The sequence below is a fragment of the Burkholderia stagnalis genome, from assembly GCF_039848545.1.
Taxonomy (GTDB): Bacteria; Pseudomonadota; Gammaproteobacteria; order Burkholderiales; family Burkholderiaceae; genus Burkholderia; species Burkholderia stagnalis.
This window is the reverse complement of the sequence record NZ_CP156686.1, coordinates 2,319,748-2,337,576: the sequence shown is the minus strand read 5'-3', so window position 1 is coordinate 2,337,576 and position 17,829 is coordinate 2,319,748. Positions and strand designations below refer to the sequence as shown.

Sequence of the window (17,829 nt, the reverse complement as noted above, 5' to 3'; positions counted from 1 at the left end):
CAGTGGGAGTGCGCAGTCTGTCGCAATGTCAACTTTGCGCCGCACTTCGGCTGGCCTTGAACACCCTCGGAACCAGCCCGCCGTAGGCCACCGAAAATCATTCATTCGTCAAAAATCTCTCCGGACAGATTTGGTAATATGCGCGCGCTTCGTCGCATCCGATCGAATAACAAACCATCCTGAGAGACTCCATGAAGAACGCAGCATCGTCCGTATTCCGCCTGCTGTCCGCCGCCGCGCTGCTGTCGCTGTCCGCGCAGGCCTTCGCCGCCGGCGATGCGCCGGGCTCGAAAGATCATCCGCTGCTCACGCGTTTCGCGGGCGCGACCATCAATGCATACTCGCAGACGGCCTTCGACGAGGCGTTCCTGCCGAACCAGCCGATCGACGACGAGAAGACGGCCAAGGGCCTGAACCTGGAAGGCAAGGTCACGCGAATCTCGTACGCGATCGGCGGCGACAAGTCGACGCTGGAAGTCGATCGCAACTATCTCGACGCACTGCAGAAGGGCGGCTTCCAGATCCTGTTCCGCTGCACGCAGGACCAGTGCGGCAAGAGCGGCGGCGGCGAGTTCCAGAGCGTCGTGATCAATTCGGGGCGGTTGCGCAAGGCGGGCGGCGGCGATGCCAATTTCGGCGACAAGCACCGCACGATCCTCGCGAAGCTGTCGCGTGCGTCCGGCGATGCGTACGTGTTCCTGCACATCATGGACGATTCCGCGTCGAACAAGCGCACGCTCGTCTACGAGGAAGTCGTCGAGGTGAAGCCGATGCAGACGGGCCAGGTCAAGGTGCTCGATTCGGGCGCGTTGCAGAAAGGGCTCGCGGCGACCGGCAAGGTCGCGCTTTACGGCATCTACTTCGATACCGACAAGGCGCAGGTCAAGCCGGAATCGAAGGCACAGCTCGACGAGATGGCGAAGCTGCTGACGGCGAACCCGGCGCTGAAGGTGTACATCGTCGGCCATACCGACAATCAAGGCCCGTTCGCGCGCAACGCCGACCTGTCGCAGAAGCGCGCCGAAGCGGTCGCGCAGGCGCTGGCGGCCACCTACAAGATCGCACCGGCGCGCCTGAGCGCGAAGGGCGTCGCGTCGCTGTCGCCGGTCGCATCCAACGGCGACGACGCGGGCCGCGCGCAGAACCGCCGCGTCGAACTCGTCCAGCAATAACCGCTGTCCCACGTCGCCGAGCACGGCCGCATCCGGTGCGGCCGCGCGGGCGCATGCCGAGCCGAAACCGAAATCATGAAACTGCTGATTGCCGCCGGGCTTGCCGGCTTTGCCATTGCTTCGTTCGCCCAAACCGTGTCGCCGGGCATGTGGCACGACGACACCGCCTATACGCTGAACGGCAAGCCGCTGCCGTCGGGCGACCCGGTGCCCGACCAGTGCCTGACCGACGCCGACGCGAAGCACATCCGCGCGACGATGGAAGCGCGCATGCGGCGCGACAACGTCGCCTGCACGATCACGCACTGGGATTACGCGGGCACGACGCTGAAGGTGGCGATGTCGTGCGCGAACGCGCAGGGGCGCGGCACGGCGAACGTCACGGGCACTGTCACGCCGACCAGCTACGACCTCAAGGGGCAGATGCGCGGCCAGCATGCGCAGGCCGGTGCGTACACGATGGCATGGACCTGGCGCGGCAAGCGGGTCGGCGACTGCCGGTAACAGGCGGGCCGGCGTCGGGTGATGCGCGACATTGATTCGGATTCCGGCATGTCCATGCACGCACGCGCGCCCGGCGCGACGCGCGGCGTCACGGATGATGATGCGTATGCGAGCGATGCGATCGCCGCGAGGAGCGGTGCAGCAGGCGCTCGCGGATCCGGTCGCGGCTGCGCCGTTCGATGAAGAACAGCAGCGCGAGCCCCAGGATCACGAGCACCACGACGATTTGCACGATGCTGTGTGCCATGTAGCCTCCGGCAGGAAGGATCGACGATCCGTGCGCGCGCCCGCGCTCACGTCAGCATCGGCACGGCTTCGATCAGCGCAATCCCGATCAGTGCGCCGATGGCGGCGCCGATCAGCCGAGGGTGCCAGCGTTCCAGGTGCATCGCGGTCAGCAACGCACCGATCAGCACCACGCCCAGCAGCACGAACACGACCAACAGAAAACCGACTTCGTAGTCGCTGTTGATGATCTCCATGACGCCTCCTCGCCCGCTGCCGGCGCGGCGCCGCGCCTCGCTGCCCTGGCGTCGCGGCAGGCCCGCGCATCACGGGCACGATTCCAGTATATATGTCGCGAAGTGATGCGGATGACCGGTGAAAATGTCTTCCGGCGCCCGTATCCGGCATCGCGCATGCGTGTGTGACTCGATCGATTCGGATTCGACCCCGCGACGCGCGCGCGGTGCGCAGCGCACCTGATTGGCGTAGTCTGACGAAGAACGCGGCTGCCCGGCCGCGGTCTTGCCGGCCACGTGCCGCGAGGTTCGATGCGATGCGCATGCTGCTCCGTCTGTTCGGCGTTGCCTGTTTCTGCCTGTCGACGGTCGGCGCGCGCGCGTCGCCGGCGGCCCCCGGGCCTGCGGGGCCGGAGTCGGCCGACATCGCGCCGACGACGCTCGAGAACGACGTGCACGTTTTCGTGATCCAGCGCGACGGCTCGCTCGAGGAGCACGACGATGCGACGCTGCGCGCGAACGACGCGAACGGCATCGATGCGATCGCGCAGCGCTACGTATGGTTCGACAAGGACATCGAGAAGGTCGAGCTGCTCGCGGCGGAGACGATCGACCGCGACGGCGTCGCGCACCCGGTCGGCCCGGACGCGATCCGCGACGTGCAGGAGCCGCGTTCCGCCGGCGCGCCGACGTTCCAGGACGGCGTGCTGCGCACGGTCGTGTTTCCGGGCGTCGAGGCCGGTTCGCGCACGCGCATCGCGTTTCGCAAGGTGCGGACCAAGCCGCTCAATCCCGGCTATTTCGGCTACTTCGTCGAGCCGTCGCGTGAGCCCGTCGACCACCAGCGGCTGATCTTCGACGTGCCGGCCGACATGCCGCTGCATGCCGATGCGCGCGGCTACGTCGCGCTGCCGCCGGTGACGGAGAACGGCCGCACCCGCTACACGTTCGACTATCGCCACGGCCCGTACGACCGGCTGGAGAACGGCGCGGTCGGCTATCCGACCGACGGCGACCGGCTGATGGTGTCGACGCTGCCCGACTACGCGGCGTTTGCCGCGCGCTACCGCAACGCGGCGGCGGACCCGAGCGCGAACGATCCGGCGCTCGTGCAGCTCGCGCGGGCGCTGACCGCGAACGCATCCGACCCGCATGACAAGGCGCGCGTGCTGTACGACTGGGTGCAGGCGAACGTGCGCTACGTCGCGCTGTTTCTCGGCGAGACGGCTGCCGCGCCGCACCGCGTGACCGACATCCTGCGCAACCGCTACGGCGACTGCAAGGACCACGTCGCGCTGTTCGGCGCGCTGCTCGCGGCGGTCGGAATCCGCAGCGAGCCGGTGCTGCTCAATCTCGGGGCGGTGTACACGCTGCCGTCGGTGCCGGGCTACGGCGGCGGCGCGATCAATCACGCGATCACGTGGCTGCCCGATCTCGGGCTGTACGCGGATACGACCACCGCCGGCATCGCGTTCGGCTACCTGCCGCCGATCGTGATGGACCGGCCCGCGCTGCGGGTCGACACCGGCGTGTTGTCGCGCACGCCGGCCACGCAGCCGCGCACGCGCAGCGCGCGCCTCGCGATCGACGCCGCGCGGATCGATGCGCAGCGCTACCAGTCGTACGTCGAGGACGACGGCTGGACCGCCGAACTCGAACGCACCGTGTTCCGCCGCGCGACCCGCGAGCGCATCCGGCAGCTTGCCGTCGAGCGCTTGCGGCAAAGCGGGCTGCGCGGCACCGCGCAGCTCGTCACGACCGACCGCACGGCGACCGACGGGCCGTTCGGCGTGACGATGACGGGCACGCTCGATCACGTCGTGTGGCCGGACGGCACGAGCGCGGTGCCCGCGCTGTCGAGCCTGACGGGCGGGATCGCGACGCAGGTGCAGGCATGGCTCGCGGAGCCGGTGCGCACGCAGCCGTGGGTGTGCATCGGCGGCGCGTTCAGCGAGAGCGCGCAGATCGCGTTGCCGGCGGGTGTGACCGTGACCGACCTGCCGACGGATGCGACCGTGCGCGACCGCTACGTCGACTTCGCGTCGCACTACGTGTTCGATGCGGGCGCGCGCGTCGTGCAGGTCACGCGGCGGCTGCGCGCGCATTTCGACCGGCAGGTGTGCACGCCGGACGATTACGCGGCGATGCGCGCATCGCTCGAACGGATCGAACGGGACACGCAGGCGCAGATCGTCGTGCGGGCACCGGCATCACCCACTCGCGCGGTCCGGGCGGACCGGCGCACCGGAGGCGAATCATGACGGAACGGGATTACGAGATCAGCGACCTGGCGAAGGACCTGCTGGGGCGGATCGTGCAGGGCACGCTGGCGGCTGGCTCGACGGTCGATGCCGAACAGAGCGCGGAACTGGCCGTGCGCTGCGCGACGGCGTTGATCGACCGGCTCGAGGAGCGGGCCGGCTGACGGCGGGCGGAGTCTGCGCCGTATCCATGCGCGGCCTTGACGCGCCGCAGGCGGGCGAGGGCGCGCCTGCGGCGCATCGCGGCTGCGCGCGTGCGTCGTGCAGCCGGCGTCGCGTTACCCGGCCGCTTCGGGGCTTGCCGCCGCGTCGCCTGCGGCCTCGGCGTTGCCCTCGCCGTCGGCCCGCACCGCCCCCGGCGGCTTCCCCACCACCCGCTTGAACGCGCGGCTGAACGCCGCCAGCGACCCATACCCGAGCCGATACGCGACCGTCTCGATTGGTTCGCGATCCCGCGTGATCCATTGCGCGGCAAGCCGCATCCGCAGCTCGGTCAGGTAACGCACGGGCGTCATCCCGGTCGCCGCGAGAAACCGCTCCGCGAACACCGAGCGCGACACGCCGGCCTGCGCCGCGAGCTCCGCGACGCTCCAGTTCCGCCCCGGTTCGCGATGCAGCGCGACGAGCGCGCGGCCGAGCTTCGGGTCGCGCAGCGCCTGCACCCAGCCGGTGCCGTTGCCGCATCCGCATTCGACCCAGCCGCGCACGATGAACGCGGCGACGACGTCCGCGAGCCGCGCCAGGATGCCTGCAAAACCCGCGCGTTCGGCGCGGGACTCGCGCTCCATCGCATCGAGCAGCGGCCGCAGCTCCGGATTGCGCGCGAGCAGCGTGCCGACGAACATCACCTCGGGCATCGTCGCGACGAGCGGCTGCATGCCGCCGAGATCGAGTTCCATGCAGCCGCTGAAGATCAGTGCGTCGCCGGCTTCCGCGCCGCCGTCGCCTTCGGCCTGCCGCGCGGCGCCGACCGCAGTGACCGTGTCGCAGATCTTCGCGGTCTCGAAGCCGTCGATCTCGCGGCACGGCGTGTCGGGCTCGGACACCAGCGCATGCTCGCCGCCGTTCGGCATCAGGATCGCGTCGCCGGTGTCGAGCCGGTAGGTCGCCCCGCGCGGGTCGCGCAGCAGCACGGGCCCCCGGCCGACGAAGTGGAACTGCGCGCGGCCGCGCACGTTGCCGAAGCGCATGCCGAACGGCCGCGCCACCTGGATGCGGCGGTACTGGACGCCGCTCAGGCGCATCCCGAGCAGCAGTTCGCTGACGAGGTCGTGCGTGTCGGACGGCGGGAGGTCGACGGGATCGGACATCGGTTTCGGACGATTGATCAATGTTTCCGGATTGTATGTCATAGACCGTCCTGATGTGCTGACCTTACGATGCGCAACCATTGGCACTTTTTCCGGAATCGCATCAAACATGAATCCCACCATCGAATCCGCCGGCGTCGCGGCGGGCCCGCGCGAACCCGCCTGGGGCGCCGTTTTTGCGATGACGCTCGGCGTGTTCGGGCTCGTCACCGCGGAGTTCCTGCCCGCGAGCCTGCTCACGCCGATGGCCGACAGCCTCGGCGTGACCGAGGGCGTCGCCGGCCAGGCCGTCACGGCCACCGCATCGGTCGCGCTCGTGACGAGCCTGTTCACCGCCGCCGCGACGCGCGCCATCGACCGGCGGCGCGTGCTCCTGTCGTTTACGGCGCTGCTGATCGTTTCGAACCTGGCCGTCGCGTGCGCAACGAATCTCGCGACGATCCTGGTCGGCCGCGTGCTGCTCGGCATCGCGCTCGGCGGCTTCTGGACGATGGCGACGGCCACCGCGATGCGGCTCGTGCCGACTGCGATGGTGCCGCGCGCGCTGTCGATCATCTTCAGCGGCGTGGCGGTCGCGACGATCGCGGCCGCGCCGCTCGGCAGCTATTTCGGTCACCTGATCGGCTGGCGCAACGTGTTCCTGATCGCGGCCGGGTTCGGCGTGCTCGCGCTCGCGACGCAGGTCGCGACGCTGCCGGCGATGGCGCCGTCCGGCACGACGCGGCTGCGCACGCTGGTCGACGTGCTGCGGCGGCCGACGGTCGGCCTCGGGATGTTCGCGACGATCCTCGTGTTCACCGGGCATTTCGCGTTCTTCACGTACCTGCGGCCGTTTCTCGAACAGGTCGCGGGTGTCGGCGTGAACGGGCTGTCGGCGATCCTGCTCGGCTATGGCGTGGCGAACTTCGTCGGCACGTCGCTGGCCGGCCGCGTGCTCGAGCACCGGCTGCGGCCGATGCTGATCGCGATGCCCGCGCTGATGGTCGTGCTCGGCGTCGCGCTGGTGGCGCTCGGGCGCGCACCGCTCGTCGACGCGGTGCTCGTCGCGTTGTGGGGGATGGCGTTCGGCGGCGTGCCCGTCGCGTGGTCGACGTGGGTCACGCGCACGGTGCCGGACGAGGCGGAGAGCGCGGGCGGCCTGATCGTCGCGGCGGTCCAGCTCGCGATCGCGACCGGCGCGGCCGCGGGCGGCGTGGTGTTCGACGCGAACGGCGCGAGCGGCGTTTTCATCGGCGCGGCGGTCGTGCTGGCGGTGGCGGTCGCGACGATCGTGTCGGCCGTGCCCGCGCGTGTGGGGGCCGTGTCGTAAGCGGGCGCGTCGCGCACGCCGGGCGTTACGGGCGCTCGCCCGGCGCGGCGGCCTGCGCGAGCCGGTTGATGCCTGCGGGTTCGACGATCGCCTGTGCGCCGCCGTCGCGCGCGGCCTGCAGCATGGCCCGGCCGACGCTCGGTATCGAGGGTGGGCGGTTCAGGGGAGCGCAGGCTGGTTCACGCCGACGTTGCACCGAATGCGTCAAGGTCGAGGTCCGGTCGGCTATTGGGAAGATCTCGATCGTTACCAAGAAGGGCGTACCCAGCGTAGCGGCCCACGCCGCACGCATCGCCGGCCTTTCCTGAAGCCGTCAGGCACCTTGAAATTCACTACGGACCGCTAACCCTCGCACCGCAATCCCGCCATCCCGCCGGCGCCTTTTGCACGCGGCCACACTGTTCTGTCCCCCAACTTCCGCACCATTCGTCCGCCACAGGGCAAAATACGGGTTTTCCGCACCCCGCGAGGGGGCCCGGAATCGCGCTCCGGGCATCGGCCGTGCGCATTTCGCGCCCCGCGCCCGGCGCCCCAGGCAAGATCGCCCGCCGCATGGCGGGCCCACAGGAGTCCAAGCCACATGCCCGAATCCAATCTGTCGTTCTTCGGCCGGCTGTCGCTTGCCGTCGGCACGTTCTTCTCCGTGCTCGGCAACCGCGAATTCGCCGCCGGCGTGCTGCGCGTGCGCGACGGCGCGCCCGTTGCCGCGCAACCGGCGCCGGCCGCCGCGCCTGCGCCCGTGCCCGCGCCGGCTGCCGTGCCCGTGAAGGCGCCCGAGCTGCGCGAAGCGAGCCCGCAGGCCGCGCTGCAACTGCTCGGCCTGCTGCAGCGCGACGCACGCTTCATCGACTTCGTGCAGGAAGACATCGCCGGCTACACGGACGCCGACATCGGCGCGGCCGCGCGCCTCGTGCACGACGGCTGCCGCGCCGCGCTGCGCGAGCACTTCACGATCGTGCCGGTGCGCGACGAAGCCGAAGGCAGCCGCGTGACGCTGCCGGCCGGCTTCGACGCGACGGCCGTGCGCGTGACCGGCAACGTCGTCGGCGCCGCGCCGTTCACGGGCACCGTCAGCCATCGCGGCTGGCGCGTCTCCGACGTGCGCCTGCCGAAGCTGACCGGCAGCCACGACGCCTCCGTGATCGCCCCGGCGGAGGTGGAACTGTGAGCGACGCACGCTATTCGATCGGCATCGATCTCGGCACCACCCACTGCGCGCTGTCGTACGTCGACACGGCCGCGAGCGACGGCGAGAAGGTCGAGCAGCAGGTGCTGCCGATCGCGCAGCTCACCGCGCCCGGCGCGCTGGAGTCGCGCGACCTGCTGCCGTCGTTCCTCTACCTGCCGCATGAAAGCGAGCTGACGCAGGGCGACCTGACGCTGCCGTGGACGGCATCGCGCAACTTCGCGGTCGGCGAAATGGCGCGCAGCCGCGGCGCCGGCACGCCGATCCGCCTCGTGTCGAGCGCGAAGAGCTGGCTGTGTCACCCGGGCGTCGACCGCCGCGCGGCGATCCTGCCGAGCGATGCGCCGCCCGAGGTGTCGCGCGTGTCGCCGCTCGAAAGCTCGATCCGCTACCTGACGCACCTGCGCGAAGCATGGGACCACGCGCATCCGGACGCGCCGTTCGTCGACCAGGACGTGACGGTGACGATCCCCGCGTCGTTCGACCCGGCCGCGCGCGAGCTGACGGCCGAGGCCGCGCGGGCCGCCGGCTATACGCGCATGACGCTGCTCGAGGAGCCGCAGGCGGCGCTCTATAGCTGGATCCAGAAGAGCCAGGGCGGCTGGCGCAAGCAGGTCAACGTCGGCGACCTGATCCTGTGCGTCGACGTCGGCGGCGGCACGACCGACCTGTCGCTGATCGCGGTGGTCGAGCGCGACGGCAACCTCGAACTACATCGCGTCGCGGTGGGCGAGCACATCCTGCTCGGCGGCGACAACATGGACCTCGCGCTCGCGCACGTGGTCGCGCGCAAGCTCGCGACGCAGGGCACGCAGGCCGACCCGTGGCAGCTGCGTGCGCTCACGTACGCGTGCCGCGCCGCGAAGGAGACGCTGCTGTCCGACCCGTCGACCGATGCGGTGCCGCTCGTCGTGCCGAGCCGCGGCTCGAAGCTGATCGGCGGTTCGATCCGCACCGAGCTGACCCGCGCGGAACTCACGCAGACGATCCTCGAAGGCTTCTTCCCGCACGTGGACGCAGCGGCGCGCCCGGTCAGCCGCGCGCGCGTCGGCCTGACGCAGCTCGGCCTGCCGTATGCGCAGGACGCGGGCATCACGCGCCACCTCGCCGCGTTCCTCGGCCGCCAGGTCGCGGCGCTCGACGCGCTGGACGGCGTGCAGCGCACGCTGCCGCCGGGCGCGACGTTCCTGCATCCGACCGCGGTGCTGTTCAACGGCGGCGTGTTCAAGTCGTCGCTGCTGACGCAGCGCGTGCTCGACACGCTGAACGGCTGGCTCGGATCGGAAGGCGCGGCGCCCGCCCGCCTGCTCGGCGGCGCGGATCTCGACCTCGCGGTCGCGCGCGGCGCCGCGTACTACGGCTATGTGAAGCGCGGCCGCGGCGTGCGCATTCGCGGCGGCACGGCGCGCGCGTACTACGTCGCGATCGAATCGGCGATGCCGGCGGTGCCGGGGCTCGAGCCGCCGGTGCAGGCGCTGTGCGTCGCGCCGTTCGGCATGGAGGAAGGCACGAACGCGGCGCTGCCGCCGCAGGAGTTCGGCCTCGTCGTCGGCGAGCCGGTGCATTTCCGCTTCTTCGGATCGTCGGTGCGCCGCCAGGACCAGGTCGGCACGCTGCTCGACTACTGGTCGCCGGAGGAGCTGCAGGAGCTCGAGGAGATCCAGGCGACGCTGCCGGCCGACGGCCGCTCCGTCGGCGAGATCGTGCCGGTGAAGCTGCACGCGCGCGTGACCGAGGCCGGCACGCTCGAACTCGAAGCGATCCCGAGCGGCACCGACGAGCGCTGGAAGGTCGAGTTCGACGTGCGCGGCACCGCCTGAGCGCGATGAAGCGTTATACGGTCGGCATCGACCTCGGCACCAGCAACACGGTCGTCGCGTACGTCGAAGCGGGATCGGATGCGATCCGCGTGTTCGACGTCGAGCAGCTCGTCGGCCCCGGCGAGGTCGGCGCGCAGCCGCTGCTGCCGTCGGTGCGCTATCACCCGGCGCCCGGCGAGTTGCCGGCGGAGGCGTTGCGGCTGCCGTGGCAGGCGAGTGAAGCAGCCGGTGAAGGCAGCCCGCTGCCCGCCGTGATCGGCCGCTATGCGCGCGCGCTCGGCGCGCAGGTGCCGGGCCGGCTCGTCGCGAGCGCGAAGAGCTGGCTGTCGCACGCGTCGGTCGACCGGCTCGCGCCGATCCTGCCGTGGGGTGCGGCCGACGGCGTCGACAAGGTGTCGCCGGTCGATGCGAGCGCGAGCTACCTCGCGCACGTGCGCGACGCGTGGGACGCGCATTTCCCCGACGCGCCGCTTGCCGAGCAGGACGTGATCCTCACCGTGCCCGCGTCGTTCGACGACGGCGCGCGCGCCTTGACGGTCGAAGCCGCGCGCCTCGCGCGGCTGCCCGCGCTGCGGCTGCTCGAAGAACCGCAGGCCGCGTTCTACGACTGGCTGTACCGCCACCGCGCGTCGCTGCGCGACACGCTCGCCGGTGCGCGGCGCGTGCTGATCTGCGACGTCGGCGGCGGCACGACCGACCTCACGCTCGTCGACGTCGCGCTCGGCGACGACGGCGAGCCCGCGCTCACGCGGATCGGCGTCGGCAATCACCTGATGCTCGGCGGCGACAACATGGATCTCGCGCTCGCGCGGCTCGTCGAGCCGCGCCTGACCGAGCCCGGCGCGCGGCTGTCGGCCGCGAGCCTGTCGCAGCTCGTCGAGCGCTGCCGCGCCGCGAAGGAGCGCCTGCTCGGCGCCGACGCGCCCGACTCGGTCACGGTCACGCTGCTCGGCGCGGGCAGCCGCCTGATCGGCGGCGCGCGCTCGGCGGAGCTGACGCGGCAGGAAGTCGAGCAGATCGTCGTCGACGGTTTCTTCCCGCAGGTCGCGGCCGACGAACTGCCGCGCCGCGCGCGCAGCGCGATCGTCGAATTCGGCCTGCCGTATGCGAGCGATGCGGCCGTCACGCGGCACGTCGCCGCGTTCCTCGCCCGCCATGCGGACGGGCCGCTGCCCGACACGCTGCTGCTCAACGGCGGCGTGTTCCGCGCGGGCGCGCTCGCCGGCCGCCTGGCGCAGACGCTCGGCGGATGGCGCGGCCAGCCGCTCAACGTGCTGCACAACGCGCATCCGGACATCGCGGTCGCGCGCGGCGCGGTGGCGTACGGCCTCGCGCGCGCGGGGCATGCGCCGCGCATCGGCGGCGGCTCGGCGCGCAGCTACTTCCTGGTGCTCGACGACGGCGACGCCGAACCGCGCGGCGTGTGCCTGCTGCCGCGCGGTACCGAAGAGGGCCACGAGATCCGGCTGGAGGGCCGCACGTTCGCGCTGCGGCTCGGGCAGCCGGTGCGCTTCCACCTCGTGTCGACGGTGGCCGACACCGCGTACCGGCCGGGCGATCTGGTGACGCTCGGCGACGGCGATTTCGTGCGGCTGCCGCCGATCGCGACCGTGGTCGGGCGGCAGGATGCGCGCGACGCACGCGAGACGCCCGTGAAGCTCACGGCGTCGCTGACCGAGGTCGGCACGCTCGAAATGCACTGCATCGCGACGGATGACGCGGCGCGGCGCTGGCGCCTCGAATTCCAGCTGCGCGGCGACGCGGCGACGCAAGGCGACGCGGATACGCCCGCGCGGCATCCGCAACTCGACCAGGCGATCGAGCTGATCGACCGCTCGTTCGGCGGCCGCTCGGCGGACGTCACGCCGAAGGACACGCGCCGGCTGCGCGCGCAGCTCGAACAGCTGCTCGGCCCGCGCGACGAATGGGACGTGGCGCTCGCGCGCGAGCTGTTCGACGCGTTGCTCGCGCGCGCACGGCGGCGGCGGCGTTCGGCCGACCACGAACGCGCGTGGCTGAACCTTGCCGGCTACTGCGTGCGCCCGGGTTTCGGGCATCCGCTCGACGCGTGGCGCATCGAGCAGCTGTGGCCGCTGTTCGACGACGGCATCCAGTACGTGAACGACGGCCAGGTGTGGTCCGAATGGTGGACGCTGTGGCGGCGCGCGGCGGGCGGGCTCGACGACGATGCGCAGGCGCAGGTGCGCGACGCGATCGCGTTCCTCGAACCCACCGACGGCAAGCGGCGCAAGCTGCCGTTCGATCCGGCCAAGGTCGGCCCGGCCGACATGACGCGGCTGTCGGCGTCGCTCGAACGGTTGCCGGTCGAGCGCAAGATCGAACTCGCGGAGCGGCTCGTCGCGCTGCTGCAGAAGCCGGCCGACAGCGCGCTGGGCGCGTGGGCGATCGGCCGCATCGGCGCGCGCCAGCCGTTCTACGGCAGCGCGCACGGCGTGGTGCCGGCCGACGTCGCCGCGCGGCTGCTCGACGCGCTGTTCGCGCTCGACTGGAAGCAGGTGGAGCCGGCCGCGTTCGCGGCGGCCCAGATCGCGCGCATGACGGGCGACCGCTCGCGCGACCTGCCGCCCGACCTGCGCGACGCGGTGATCCGCCGGCTCGCGGCCGCGAACGCGCCGGCGGCGTGGCTCGACCGGGTGCGCGAGGTGGTGGCGCTCGACGTCGACGACACGGTGCGCGTGTTCGGCGAATCGCTGCCGGCCGGGTTGAAGCTGATCGCCGGCTGAGCGCGCACCGGCGGCCGCGTCACATCTTCACGACGTCGAGCAGCGGCATGCCCGCGACCGAGCACACGATGCTCTTCTCGGCGGGGCCCGCGAGATCGGCGATCTCCGGCGTGCACACGCCGTCGCCCGCGAGGAGCTTCGCGCCGATCGCGAGCTGCGCGGCCTGCCGCGCGAACAGCCCGCCCGTCGCGTCCATCCCGCCGTACACGATCACGTCAGGCCGCTGCCCCTTGATCTTCGTGAGGATCGCGCGGAAGTCGATCGTCTTGTCGGTGCCCGCGTCGCGCGACACCACCGTCATGCCGAGCGCCTTCGCCTGCCGCTCGAACCGGCTCGCGAGCCACTGGCCGTACGCAGTCGAATCGTCGACGATCGCGACGCGCCGCGTCTTCAGCGCGCGCCGTTCTCGTCGTCCTTGCCGAGGTGCGCGACGCCGCCGGTCAGCGGCGCGGCCAGCCCGATCCTGACGAGTGGATCGGCCGCGTGCGCGGCGGGCATGAGCGTGGCGGCGCAGGCCAGGCCGAGCGCGGCCAGGGGCGAGCGGGGGCGAATCGTGTGACGCATCGGTATCTTCAATCGTTTTTTAGAGAGAAGGGGCGGCGCAGCGTCAGCCGTGCCGGCGCGCGAGGTGGATGCCGGCCAGCATGCAGCGCACCGAGCCGCCGGCCAGCTCGATCGTCGGCACGTCGAGCGGCAGCAACCGCGCCGAGCGCTCGATCAGCTTGCGCTGGCGCAGCGTCAGGCAGTCGGCCGCGCGCCGCGACAGCGCGAGCACGCGTCCATCGCGCCCGGACAGCTCCAGCGCGTTGCCCGCGAAATCCCCGATCTGCGACGGCTCGAGCGCGATCACCGTGCGGCCGGTTTCCGACAGACGGCGCCGCACGTCGTCGCGCCGGCCCGGATCGCTGATTAGGTCGAGCCCGACCAGCGCGAACCCGGTCGCGACGCTCATCATCACGTTGGTGTGATAGATCGGGCGGCCGTGCGCGTCGGCGGTGTCGAAGCAGATCGGCTCGAAGTTGAAGTGCGTGCAGAAGCGTTCGAGCGCGACCGGGTCCGCGCGCCGCGAACGCGCGGCATAGGCGACGCGCGCGACGTGGTCGAGCACCATCGCGCCGGTGCCTTCGAGGAACACGTCGTCGTATTCGAGGCCCGAGTAGTCGATCACGTCCTGCACCCGGTATTCGGCCTTCAGCATCTCGATCACGTCCGCGCGCCGCTCGCGGCGGCGGTTCGGGCTCGTCATCGGATACAGCGCGACGTGCCCGCCCGGGTGCGTCGAGAACCAGTTGTTCGGGAACACGGAGTCGGGCGTGTCGCGTTCACCGTGGTCGTCGAACACGTGCACGCGCACGCCGGCGTCGGTGAGCCGCTGCGCGGCGGCGGTGACTTCGTCGCGCGCGGCGGCGGACACGCGCGCGGGCGCGCCGTCGTGCTCGCCGAGCGCGGCGCCCGTGCGCTGGAAGGCGTTGTCGGCCGCGGTTTGCGGGTTCGGCAGGAAATGGTGCGGCCGGATCATCACGACGGCGGCCGGTGCCTGAATCGATACGAGGTTCATCGCAAGCAGAGCGCAGGGAAAAGGGCGGTGCAGCGCGCGGGCCGCACCGGCTCGGGTCAGCGCGCGAGCGCGGCGACGGCGTCGGCGACGAAGGCGGCCTGACCGTGCGCGAGCGCGGACGGATCGTCGATCAGCGCGAACAGGTTCTTCGGGTCGACGGCCGGCGGGATCAGCGCGATCTCGACGCCCGCGTGGTGCTGCTGCGCAAGCGAATACAGGTAGCGCAGCGCCGAGTAATCCTCGAGCGCGAAGCCGACCGAGTCGAACACGGTGACCTGCCCGGCGCTTTCGCGGCCGGCCGCTTCCTGCTGCAGCACGCGCCACAGTTCGATCACGGGAAAATCGGCCGGCAGCTGCTGGATGTCGCCCTCGATGCGCGACTGCGGCTCGTATTCGACGAACACGCGCGCCACGCGCAGTACGTCCGCATGCAGCTCGGTCTTGCCGGGGCAATCGCCGCCGACCGCGTTCAGGTGCATGCCCGGCTCGATCATGTCCGGCGTGATGATCGTCGCGTAGGCCTTGTCGGCGGTGACGGTCGTCACGATGTCCGCGCCGCGCACCGCGTCGGCGGTCGAGGCGGCGCGCACCACGCGCAGCGCCGGATACGCGGCGAGGTTGCGCACGAGCTTGTCGGTGGCGAGCGGATCGACGTCGAACAGGCGGATCTCGTCGATGCCGAGCAGCGCGTGGAACGCGATCGCCTGGAATTCGCTCTGCGCGCCGTTGCCGATCAGCGCCATCGTGCGCGCGTCGGCGCGCGCGAGCGCCTTGGCGGCGAGCACCGACGTCGCGGCGGTGCGCAGCGCGGTGGTCAGCGTGAGCTCGGCGAGCAGCAGCGGGTAGCCCGTGTCGACTTCCGCGAGCGCGCCGAACGCCATCACCGTGTGCATGCCGCGCGCCGCGTTGACGGGGTGGCCGTTCACGTACTTGAACGCGAACAGCGACGCGTTCGCGACCGGCATCAGCTCGATCACGCCGTCGCGCGAGTGGCACGCGACGCGCGGCGACTTGTCGAAATCGGCCCAGCGAAGGTAGTCGGCATGCAGCGTATCGACGAGTTCGTTCAGGAAGCGCGTGACGCCGGTTTGCGCGATCAGCCGGGCGGTGGCGGGAACGTCCAGGAAGCGGGTCATGAGGGTGTCTCCGGTGATGGATGCGGCGTAACGGGCCGCTCGATGGAGACATTATTTCCGGGGCGCCGGCCAACAAAAAGACAGCAAAACTGGCGGATTCATCACCAAACTTTGCAAAATGCCAGCCGCATGTGGCAATGTGATCGAATCCCGCGGGTCAAGCGCGGCGGCGCGCGGCCGGCTTGCGCGGCGAGGGCATTTCACAGGAGAGGGACATTCGATGATTACGCTCGACGACGTCGACCGTCAGCTCATTGCGCTGCTGCGCGACAACGCGCGGCTGTCGGTGGTCGCGCTCGCGAAGCAGCTGCGCGTCGCGCGCGCGACCGTGCAGAACCGGCTGACGCGGCTGGAGAAGCACGGGGTGATCGTCGGCTATACGGTGCGGCTGAAGCCGGCCGCCGAACGGCACCGGATTCGCGCGCTGATGTCGATCGCGGTGGAGGGCAACCGCGCGGCGGAGGTGGTCAAGGTGCTGCGCGGGCATCCGAACGTCGCGACGATTCATAGTACGAACGGGCGCTGGGATCTGGTCGCGGAGCTGAATGCGGATTCGCTCGAGAACTTCGATCGTGTGCTGGGGGCGATCCGGTTGATCGACGGGATCGCGAATACGGAGACGAGTATTTTGTTGTCGGCGCATAAGGCGTGATGCGAGCGCCGGACGGCTGAACACGTCCGAGCGCTGACGCAGGATTTCCGGCAGGTGCATCAGCAGCAGGTAACAGTCCGACGTGTTCGCGTACGGGTCGTCATGCGACCTCCTTCGACGCGTATCTCGGCCATCGGCGTCGGGATCTGCTGGACGAGCCGACGATGGGCCTGTCGCCGCTCTATGTCGACAAGATGCTCGAACTGATCGATGCGATCAACCGGCAGGGCGTGACGATCGTCATCCGATTTGCTCCGAGAAACCCCGTCGTTTAGAGCGAGGAGTGAAACGAGTGCGGCCGAGTGGCCGATTCTCCCAAACTTGAAGCACACGCGAGCCTATGACATGGTGTGAGGCATGGATATCAAGCGCGCCTACCGATTCCGGTTCTACCCGACGCCCGAGCAAGCAACGATGCTTGCCCGGACGTTCGGGTGTGCGCGCTTTGTGTATAACCGCATGCTGCAGATGCGCACCGATGCGTGGCAGCAGCGCCAGGCACGTGTCGGCTATCACGAAACCTCCGCCGCGCTCACCGCGCTGAAGAAAACGCCCGAACACGGTTGGCTGAACGAAGTCAGCTCCGTGCCGCTCCAGCAGGCGTTGCGCCACTTGCAGACGGCGTTTGCGAACTTCTTCGCCAAGCGCGCCCAGTACCCGAACTTCCGGCGCAAGGACGGTGCGCAATCGGCCGAGTACACGGCGAGCGCGTTCAGATGGGATGGCACGTCGCTGAAGCTGGCGAAGATGAATGCGCCGCTTGCGATCCGCTGGTCGCGCAGGATTCCGTCGGGGGCGAAGCTGACCACTGTCACGGTGTCGAAGGACACCGCAGGCCGATACCACGTATCGCTGCTTTGCGACGACGTGGTTTCTGCAAAATCCGCAGCAACCGGCAAGGTCGGCATCGACTTCGGGTTGACAGATTTTGTCGTTCTTTCGACGGGCGAGAAGATCGCGGCGCCGAATGCGTTTCGCAAGAACGAAGCCAGGCTCGCCAAGTTGCAACGACGGCTGGCAAGGAAGCAAAAGGGTTCGGCCAATCGCAGGAAGGCGAGACTCAAAGTCGCACGGATGCATGCCAGGACGGCAGATTCGCGCAGGGATTTCCTGCACAAGCTTTCGACACGGTTGATCAACGAAAACCAAGTGATCGCGATCGAAAGTCTTGCCGTCCGCCACATGCTGAAGAATCGAGGGCTCGCGAAATCGATCGGCGATGCGGGCTGGTCGGAATTCGTGCGGCAACTGACGTACAAGGCCAAGTGGTACGGCCGCACGTTGATCGGGATCGATCGCTGGTATCCCTCCAGCAAGCGATGCGCCGATTGCGGGCACACCGTAGCCCGCCTGCCGTTGAAAGTGCGCGCCTGGGACTGTCCGGGATGCGGAATAACGCACGACCGCGACATCAACGCCGCGCGCAACGTTTTGGCCGCCGGACTGGCGGTGTCAGCCCATGGAGAAAGCGTAAGTCCCATGTCTCTTTGAGGCGATGTCGGGTCGCATTCAGTGAAGCGGGAATCGCCTTCCTTTCGGGAGGAGAGCAGTCAAGGTCGAGCAGAACGCGAGCCTCGCGCTCGAGATCGCGCATTACGGCTATGTGCTGCAGACGGGGCGCGTCGTGCTGGAAGGCGCGGCGAAGTCGCTGCTCGGCGACGAGCGGGTGCGCGATGCGTATCTCGGCGGGGAAGCGGTGGCGGTGTAGCGGGGCGC

The 17,829-nt window shown here is 70.1% G+C and carries 16 protein-coding genes and 4 pseudogenes; 12 read left to right on the top strand and 8 right to left on the bottom strand.

From position 1 onward, the window contains the following. Positions 1–191: 191 nt before the first annotated feature. Together ABFO07_RS27100 and ABFO07_RS27095 are read left to right on the top strand one after the other, a co-directional pair. The gene (locus tag ABFO07_RS27100) at positions 192–1,172 is read left to right on the top strand and encodes an OmpA family protein (RefSeq protein WP_347468908.1); all 981 of its coding nucleotides are present in this window, start codon (positions 192–194) and stop codon (positions 1,170–1,172) included. A 75-nt stretch (positions 1,173–1,247) separates the two neighbouring features. Next, positions 1,248–1,676 carry a DUF3617 domain-containing protein gene (locus ABFO07_RS27095; RefSeq protein ID WP_347468906.1) on the top strand — a complete coding sequence of 143 codons (429 nt, stop codon included), beginning with the start codon at positions 1,248–1,250 and terminating at the stop codon, positions 1,674–1,676. Between the two features lie 88 nt (positions 1,677–1,764). On the opposite strand, the gene ABFO07_RS27090 is transcribed toward ABFO07_RS27095, so the two are convergent. Together ABFO07_RS27090 and ABFO07_RS27085 are read right to left on the bottom strand one after the other, a co-directional pair. Continuing rightward, a complete protein-coding gene (locus ABFO07_RS27090; RefSeq protein ID WP_167361394.1) occupies positions 1,765–1,923 on the bottom strand; it encodes a hypothetical protein in 159 nt (52 codons plus the stop codon). A 46-nt stretch (positions 1,924–1,969) separates the two neighbouring features. Next, positions 1,970–2,158 carry a hypothetical protein gene (locus ABFO07_RS27085; RefSeq protein WP_059564116.1) on the bottom strand — a complete coding sequence of 63 codons (189 nt, stop codon included), beginning with the start codon at positions 2,156–2,158 and terminating at the stop codon, positions 1,970–1,972. A 296-nt stretch (positions 2,159–2,454) separates the two neighbouring features. Between ABFO07_RS27085 and ABFO07_RS27080 the strand changes: the two genes are divergently transcribed. After that, positions 2,455–4,398, top strand: coding sequence for a DUF3857 domain-containing transglutaminase family protein (locus ABFO07_RS27080; protein ID WP_124490934.1), 1,944 nt, complete (start codon positions 2,455–2,457; stop codon positions 4,396–4,398). Further along, positions 4,395–4,562, top strand: coding sequence for a hypothetical protein (locus ABFO07_RS27075; RefSeq protein WP_167361395.1), 168 nt, complete (start codon positions 4,395–4,397; stop codon positions 4,560–4,562). Before ABFO07_RS27080 ends, ABFO07_RS27075 begins: the two co-directional genes overlap by 4 nt. Before the next feature lie 114 nt (positions 4,563–4,676). Here the strand turns inward: ABFO07_RS27075 and ABFO07_RS27070 are convergent, their stop codons facing one another. Beyond that, positions 4,677–5,750 (bottom strand): AraC family transcriptional regulator, encoded by a 1,074-nt coding sequence (locus ABFO07_RS27070; RefSeq protein ID WP_060018733.1) that lies wholly within the window; start codon positions 5,748–5,750, stop codon positions 4,677–4,679. Positions 5,751–5,817: 67 nt separating this feature from the next. Between ABFO07_RS27070 and ABFO07_RS27065 the strand changes: the two genes are divergently transcribed. The 4 genes from ABFO07_RS27065 to ABFO07_RS27050 all read left to right on the top strand — a co-directional run bounded on the left by ABFO07_RS27065 (position 5,818) and on the right by ABFO07_RS27050 (position 12,767). Continuing rightward, entirely contained in the window at positions 5,818–7,017 is a 1,200-nt protein-coding gene (locus tag ABFO07_RS27065) for an MFS transporter (protein WP_060018732.1), read from the top strand. A gap of 580 nt (positions 7,018–7,597) precedes the next feature. Next, positions 7,598–8,185 carry a DUF2760 domain-containing protein gene (locus ABFO07_RS27060; protein WP_059907127.1) on the top strand — a complete coding sequence of 196 codons (588 nt, stop codon included), beginning with the start codon at positions 7,598–7,600 and terminating at the stop codon, positions 8,183–8,185. Beyond that, entirely contained in the window at positions 8,182–10,023 is a 1,842-nt protein-coding gene (locus ABFO07_RS27055; RefSeq protein WP_059886386.1) for an Hsp70 family protein, read from the top strand. The genes ABFO07_RS27060 and ABFO07_RS27055 overlap by 4 nt, the downstream gene beginning before the upstream one ends. Positions 10,024–10,028: 5 nt before the next feature. Continuing rightward, positions 10,029–12,767 carry an Hsp70 family protein gene (locus ABFO07_RS27050; protein WP_347468903.1) on the top strand — a complete coding sequence of 913 codons (2,739 nt, stop codon included), beginning with the start codon at positions 10,029–10,031 and terminating at the stop codon, positions 12,765–12,767. A gap of 40 nt (positions 12,768–12,807) precedes the next feature. On the opposite strand, the pseudogene ABFO07_RS27045 reads toward ABFO07_RS27050, so the two are convergent. The 4 genes and pseudogenes from ABFO07_RS27045 to ABFO07_RS27035 form a co-directional block, all read right to left on the bottom strand. Beyond that, positions 12,808–13,161 (bottom strand): annotated as a pseudogene (locus ABFO07_RS27045) (ABC transporter substrate-binding protein); the annotation flags it as partial. Beyond that, on the bottom strand, positions 13,158–13,331 hold the full coding sequence (locus ABFO07_RS34810; RefSeq protein WP_430733063.1) for a hypothetical protein: 174 nt from the start codon (positions 13,329–13,331) through the stop codon (positions 13,158–13,160). The gene ABFO07_RS34810 and the pseudogene ABFO07_RS27045, both read right to left, overlap by 4 nt. A gap of 43 nt (positions 13,332–13,374) precedes the next feature. After that, positions 13,375–14,325, bottom strand: a complete 951-nt coding sequence (gene ctlX / locus ABFO07_RS27040; RefSeq protein ID WP_059886390.1) for a citrulline utilization hydrolase CtlX — start codon at positions 14,323–14,325, stop codon at positions 13,375–13,377. A gap of 56 nt (positions 14,326–14,381) precedes the next feature. Then, positions 14,382–15,461 carry an ornithine cyclodeaminase gene (locus ABFO07_RS27035; protein ID WP_060272247.1) on the bottom strand — a complete coding sequence of 360 codons (1,080 nt, stop codon included), beginning with the start codon at positions 15,459–15,461 and terminating at the stop codon, positions 14,382–14,384. 220 nt (positions 15,462–15,681) lie between these two features. Here ABFO07_RS27035 and ABFO07_RS27030 point away from each other — a divergent pair, with 220 nt between their 5' ends. Then, positions 15,682–16,113 (top strand): Lrp/AsnC family transcriptional regulator, encoded by a 432-nt coding sequence (locus tag ABFO07_RS27030; protein ID WP_059564107.1) that lies wholly within the window; start codon positions 15,682–15,684, stop codon positions 16,111–16,113. 15 nt (positions 16,114–16,128) lie between these two features. Here the strand turns inward: ABFO07_RS27030 and ABFO07_RS34805 are convergent. Further along, positions 16,129–16,209, bottom strand: a pseudogene (locus tag ABFO07_RS34805) (peroxidase-related enzyme); the annotation flags it as partial. Between the two features lie 53 nt (positions 16,210–16,262). On the opposite strand from ABFO07_RS34805, the pseudogene ABFO07_RS27025 reads away from it, so the two are divergent. The 3 genes and pseudogenes from ABFO07_RS27025 to ABFO07_RS27015 form a co-directional block, all read left to right on the top strand. Further along, positions 16,263–16,352 (top strand): annotated as a pseudogene (locus ABFO07_RS27025) (ABC transporter ATP-binding protein); the annotation flags it as partial. Positions 16,353–16,470: 118 nt separating this feature from the next. Next, complete coding sequence (locus tag ABFO07_RS27020) at positions 16,471–17,604, top strand: RNA-guided endonuclease InsQ/TnpB family protein (protein WP_059886392.1); 1,134 nt, start codon at positions 16,471–16,473, stop codon at positions 17,602–17,604. A gap of 64 nt (positions 17,605–17,668) precedes the next feature. Next, a pseudogene (locus ABFO07_RS27015) lies at positions 17,669–17,821 on the top strand (ABC transporter ATP-binding protein); the annotation flags it as partial. Between the last annotated feature and the right edge of the window lie 8 nt (positions 17,822–17,829).